Here is a 2,657-nt window from a genome sequence, read left to right as displayed (position 1 = left end):
CTGCCGGACGTGGCGACGGGAACGATCTTCCGCGGTGTGACGCCGTTCTGGGTGGCGGGCACGCTTCGCGCCTTGCTGGTGCTGCTGTTGCCGGGCATTGTGCTCTTCCTTCCCGATCTGCTCTATTAGGCGCGTACTATGGATATTACAGGAAGTAGGCCAGAGGGTGAGTCGGTTGATACGGCCGGTAGCCAGGCCTCCGGTCATGTCAAACCGGAGATCGACCTCAACCAGTTTCTCCCCTATCGGCTTAATAAACTGGCGGACCGTATCAGTGGTGAGCTGGAGCGCATGTATTCCCAGCGCTATGGCCTGAACGTCGCTCAGTGGCGTGTGATGTCATGGCTGAGCCACTGTGATGACTTGACCGCAAAGAAGATATGCTCGTACACGAACATGGATAAGGCGCGGGTATCGCGAGCGATCCAGGCCCTGGAGGACAAGGGCCTGATTTCGCGAAGACCATCCCCTCGAGACCAGCGTGTTCACGATCTGCACCTGACACAAGAGGGAGCTCGGTTACTGGAGGGGCTGATTCCCGATGCCCACTCCTGGGAAGCTGAGCTGGTCTCCACACTGAGTGCCAGCGAGTACCGTGACCTGTTGAATGCAATGAGCAAGCTTGAGCGACAGCTTGAGCGTATTGGCTGGGAGTAAGCACCTCCCAGTCTCAGCTTGATGGCAACATGATGTTGATCATGTTGCCATTTTTCATTGCAGCGCTACTTGCTGTAGCGCGGCGTGAGATGTCGGTCCAGTGCTGCTTAATACTTAAGTTGTATTATCTATTAGTCGTGTGTGGATTGCGGGATGGCAGGTAACGAGGCATTGTACCCCACGAAGTGTTTCCTTATTTTTACTATGGCTTGAAAAGATGTATCGCATCATGGCGAATGCCAGGCCGTACCAGGTCATTCGCCAGGTTCGATGAAGGGAAACTACCTTCTAACCGAGCACATGCTGCTCGCCCCGTGACGTCGGAGGATACTTACAATGAACAAGACGACAGGCCTGCTGCTAGGCACCTTGACTGCCGCTGTAATGAGCTCGGCGGCCCTCGCCGAGACCACGTTGACCATTAGTACCTGGGCAGGCCCCAACCATGGTATCAACAGCATGGTGTGGCCGACCTGGGGAGCTTGGATCGAAGAGGCTACGGAGGGGCGCGTAAAGGTTGATGTGGTCCATGATATGGGTCCGCCGGACTCACAGATGGAAATCGTCGCCGATGGCATCGCCGATGCCACCTGGGTCTTTCACGGTTACAACGCTGGTCGTTTCGAGTTGACCAAGCTGCCCGAGTTTCCCACCTTCGAGGACTTCTCCTCTGAGAACGCCTCTGCGGCTTACTGGCGCACCCATCAGGAGTATCTGGCCGAGGCCGAAGAGCACCGCGGCGTTGACGTGGTGGCAGCAGGTGTTCACGGGCCAGGCTGGATCTTTACCAGCGACAAGGTCGAAACGCTGGACGAGCTTGAAGGTAAACGCATACGTGTCGGTGGAGGTGTCATGGGTGACCTCTCCGAGGCTCTCGAGCTGACCGGTGTGGCTCTGCCACCGACCGGCGTGTACGAGGCTGGCTCACAGGGGGTTATCGATGGCGCCATGCTGGTACCGGAGGGCCTGCGTAGCTTCCGTGTCGCTGAAATTTTCCCGCATACCCTCAAGGTGGATGGTGGCTTCTACCGTGGCAGTTTCACTATCGCCATGAACCCGATGTTCTGGGATCGCGTGTCCCCCGAGGATCGTGAGGCGATCGAGTCGGTATCCGGCGAGCGCTTGTCTCGGCTCTTCGGCTACATGATGGATGAGATGGATGTGCGCGGCGTCAAGTTTGCTGAAGAGCAGGGACACACCTTCACGGATTTGGGTGAGGAAGATCTCGAGAAGCTTCGCAACATCAGCGATGAGATGATTGCCGAGTGGGCGGACAAGGTTACTGAGAACCGTGGGGTGGATGCCATGGCGGCTATCGAGTTCTTCCGCGAGCAGCTGGCAGTTGCCGCAGAAGAAGAGACAGTCGCTCCCCAGGTGCCGGACGAGTACAAGTAATCCCTACATCCTCGCACTAGGCGCTTATCCCGACATGGGGTTCCATGCCCGCGCCATACCGGAAGCTGCATAATGACACCGGTATGGCGCGGTCTCGTGTCGGGCCGGTGCATGACTAGCCGTTCCGCTGCTATATGGAGTCAACCATGCAACCCCTCACGACACGTGCGGCTCGCGTCGGCCGGGTCTTCCAGCTGATGCTGGAGGGGGTGGCGGGAGCCACCCTCTTCGGCATGATGCTGTTGACCACGGTAGACGTGACCGGGCGCTACTTCTTCAATGCCCCGATCCTCGGTGCCGTGGAGCTGACCCAGCTGATGCTGGCGGCGCTGGTGTTCCTCTCCCTGCCGATCGTTTGCTGGCGCCAGGAACACGTCAGCGTCGACCTGCTGGACGCTATCTTTCCTGCTCGCCTGGTCTGGATACGCGAAGTGCTCGTCAATCTGTTGGTCACCGTGGCGCTGTGGGTGATGGCCCAGCGAGTCTGGGCTCTGGCCGAGCGCGCCTTCTCCTGGGGGGACGTGACCGAGTTTCTGCGCATTCCCTATGGCTATCTGATCGGGTTGATCTCGATCATGTTGGCACTCTCGGCCCTGCTGACCCTG

The 2,657-nt window shown here is 58.4% G+C and carries 3 protein-coding genes; all 3 read left to right on the top strand.

The window, feature by feature from the left end:
* The first annotated feature begins 138 nt into the window (after window positions 1-138).
* Window positions 139-657: a MarR family transcriptional regulator gene (locus RM463_RS17375; protein ID WP_311430768.1), complete on the top strand. Its 519-nt coding sequence runs from the start codon at window positions 139-141 to the stop codon at window positions 655-657.
* A 336-nt stretch (window positions 658-993) separates the two neighbouring features.
* On the top strand, window positions 994-2,052 hold the full coding sequence (locus RM463_RS17370; RefSeq protein WP_195689694.1) for a TRAP transporter substrate-binding protein: 1,059 nt from the start codon (window positions 994-996) through the stop codon (window positions 2,050-2,052).
* A 146-nt stretch (window positions 2,053-2,198) separates the two neighbouring features.
* Window positions 2,199-2,657: TRAP transporter small permease (locus tag RM463_RS17365; protein ID WP_311430767.1), on the top strand; the 459-nt coding region annotated here is incomplete at its 3' end.

This window comes from Halomonas sp. LES1, assembly GCF_031846005.1.
Classification (GTDB): Bacteria; Pseudomonadota; Gammaproteobacteria; order Pseudomonadales; family Halomonadaceae; genus Halomonas.
This window is presented reverse-complemented; position numbering and strand designations above follow the sequence as displayed.

Excerpts from the sequence above, each read along its gene's own strand:
- RM463_RS17370 (WP_195689694.1), top strand. The coding sequence starts at position 994 with ATGAACAAGACGACAGGCCTGCTGCTAGGCACCTTGACTGCCGCTGTA.
- RM463_RS17375 (WP_311430768.1), top strand. The coding sequence starts at position 139 with ATGGATATTACAGGAAGTAGGCCAGAGGGTGAGTCGGTTGATACGGCC.